Genomic DNA, 2,760 nt, shown 5'->3' on the forward strand with positions numbered 1-2,760 from the left:
CTGCGCATTCCAGGGATGGTGATCAGGTGTTCCAGGCGATGGTGATCACGGATTCCAGTGATCGCGATCAGGTGCGGAGGCGAACACGGCTGACGATTGCATCTGGGCTCGAAATAGTCTCCTCGTCAAGATTGGCGGATTGGTTTGGAGATCGTCCCGGCGGTCCATGGGCGGGCCCCGTGCGCGGCGCGGAGTGGCCCCACGAGCGACGTAGCGACGCGCGCGGGAGGGGCCTGTGGGCCGGCGGGGCGATCGTGCGCGAGGTGCTCACGGTTTTTTCTTTTCGCCAGCCTGACGCCGTAGACTGTCGCCCTTGAGCTCGATGCGATGAGCATTGTGAATGATGCGATCCAATATCGCATCGCCGAGGGTGGGGTCGGCAATGACATCATGCCATTGCGACACGGGCACCTGACTAGTGATCAACAACGATCCCTTGTCGTAACGATCATCGACGATCTCGAGCAGATCACGGCGCTGGTCGGCGGTGAGCGGTTCGGGTCCCCAGTCGTCGAGGATGAGGAGATTGACGCGCTCCAGGGCAGCGATCAGGCGCGCCAGACGGCCTTCGCCGCGCGCCTGGGCGAGATCGGCGAACAGGCGGGATGTTCGCTTGTAGAGGACGGAAAAGCCGTCGCGGCAGGCCTTGTTGCCGAGCGCGCAGGCAAGCCAGGACTTGCCGGTGCCGGTTGGGCCGACAATGACCAGGTGGTTGCTGTCACGGATCCATTGACAGGTGACGAGGTTCTGGAAGAGCGAACGATCGAGACCACGGGCGGTGCGATAATCGACGTTCTCGATGGTGGCGGCTTGACGGAGCTTGGCACTGGTCAAGCGGCGCGTGAGGCGGCGGTTGTCGCGGGCGGTGACCTCGCGATCGACGAGGAGGCCGAGCCAATCGGCGTGCGGCATCTCGGCCGCCTCGGGATTGTTCTGCAGTTCAGTGAGGCCATCGGCCATGGCGGCGAGGCCGAGTGCGCGCAAGCGATCGACGGTGGGGTGAATGAGCATGCTGATCTCTCCTGATCAATTGTAATAGCTGCGGCCACGGATGTTGGTGTGGAAGAGGATGGGCGCCTCCTCGGCGGGAGGCGCGGTTCTGTCGGTGCCGTTCTTGAGGATGGCAGCGACCGATTTGTACGAGCGGGCATTGAGCAGCAGCGCCCGGGCACAAGCGGCATCGACGCGTTCCTGGCCGTAGCGCTTGACCAGCCCGAGAATGCCGATGGCCGAGCGGAAGCCCTGTTCCGGATGTGGCCGCGAGCGCAGGATGACGTCGATCAGCGTCTGGGCATCGGGACCGACTTTGGCGGCTTCCGAACGAATGCGCTCAAGGGTCCAGTCGCGATAGCGGCGATGTGAGCTCGGCATATGCTCGGGAATCGTGGTCGGGCGATGTGGCAAGGTGCTGCGCAGATGCGAGGCCACCCGCTTGCCGCGGAGAAATATCTCGACGGTCTTTTGGGTGATGCGGGCCTCAACCTCCTGATGAACGAGGTTGTGAGGGACGCTGTAGTAATGCTTGGCGATCTCGATGTGATAATCGAGGTTGACCCGGCAGCGCTTCCACTCGGCGTACTGGTACGGCTCATCCGGCAACGGGGTCAGCGCCGGACGATCGAGCTCCTCGAACAGGTTGCGGCGACTTCGTCCCCAGCTACGGAGAGGTCGGTTGTTCAGCTCGACCAGGAGCGCGTGGATCGCCTCATTAAGGGAGGCGAGTGAGAAGAAGCGGCGGTTGCGCAAGCGCGCCAGAATCCATCGCCCGACGATTTGGACCCCGACTTCGACCTTGGCTTTGTCGCGCGGCCGATACGGCCGCGCTGGAACGATGGCGGTGCGGTAATGGCGGGCGAGATCGGCATAGGTCCGGTTGACCATCGGCTCGTGGAAGCAAGCCCGGGTGATACCGGCCTTCAGATTGTCGCTCACCGTCTGCCGGGCCACGCCGCCGAAAAAGGCAAAGGCCCGAACGTGCGAGGCGATCCAGTCCGGCAGGCTCTGGCTGAGGCTGGCCTCGGCGTAGGTGTAGTTCGAGGCGCCGAGCACGGCGACGAAGATCTGCGTGCTGCGTACCTCACCCGTGAGCCCGTCAACCACCTCCATCGTGTGGCCGGAATAGTCGACGAACAGCTTCTCGCCGGCGACATGGACCTGGCGCAGGGTCGGCTTGAGGCGGCCGGCCCATTCCTTGTAGCGTTCGCAGAACCATGAGTAGCTGAAGCTGTCGGAGCTTGCGTCGCAATACTCCTCCCACAACAGCATCAGCGTGACGTTCGGGCGCCGCAGCTCGCGATGCACGAGCGCCCAATCCGGCTGCGGACGTTCCTCGCTGGGCCGATCAGAGGGTGGCGGATACAGGCGGTTCTCGAGCCGGACATCGTCATCCAGCTCTGGCCGCAGCGGCCAGGTCAGGCCGGCGCGGCGGGCGCGGTTGAGGTACTTGCTGACCGTGCCTTGGGCCAAGCCGAGGCTGCGGGCAACGGCGCGTTGCGACATGCCGACGCTGTAGTGCAGGCGTAGAACTTCACGAATGTGGCGCATGGACAGTCTCTCTGTCGGCATCTCGATCCTCTGCGGTTGGGCAAAAGACCAAGGTAGCCGGGTTGCAGACTGTCAGCGGTGCGCGCCTCCCCGTTGCCCCCGATCATGATCGCTGGAAATAGCGATCACGATCGGCTGGAAACGATGATCACGATGCTCTGGAATGGGTGATCACGATGGCCTGGAATCGGTGATCACGATCGGCTGGAACACGCA

Annotated in this window: 2 protein-coding genes; both read right to left on the minus strand. The window is 63.6% G+C overall.

All coding sequences use genetic code 11. The features are described from left to right. Positions 1-267 precede the first annotated feature (267 nt). Positions 268-1,011, minus strand: a complete 744-nt coding sequence (gene istB, locus IVB13_RS04810; RefSeq protein ID WP_247487965.1) for an IS21-like element helper ATPase IstB — start codon at positions 1,009-1,011, stop codon at positions 268-270. Positions 1,012-1,026: 15 nt separating this feature from the next. Continuing rightward, entirely contained in the window at positions 1,027-2,544 is a 1,518-nt protein-coding gene (gene istA, locus IVB13_RS04815) for an IS21 family transposase (RefSeq protein ID WP_247487967.1), read from the minus strand. Positions 2,545-2,760: the final 216 nt, after the last annotated feature.

This window comes from Bradyrhizobium sp. 17, assembly GCF_023073515.1.
In the GTDB taxonomy this organism is placed as follows: Bacteria; Pseudomonadota; Alphaproteobacteria; order Rhizobiales; family Xanthobacteraceae; genus Bradyrhizobium; species Bradyrhizobium canariense_D.

Bases quoted from the DNA above. Each gene is read 5' to 3' on its own strand.
- istB (WP_247487965.1), bottom strand. From the start codon at position 1,011: ATGCTCATTCACCCCACCGTCGATCGCTTGCGCGCACTCGGCCTCGCC.
- istA (WP_247487967.1), bottom strand. From the start codon at position 2,544: ATGCGCCACATTCGTGAAGTTCTACGCCTGCACTACAGCGTCGGCATG.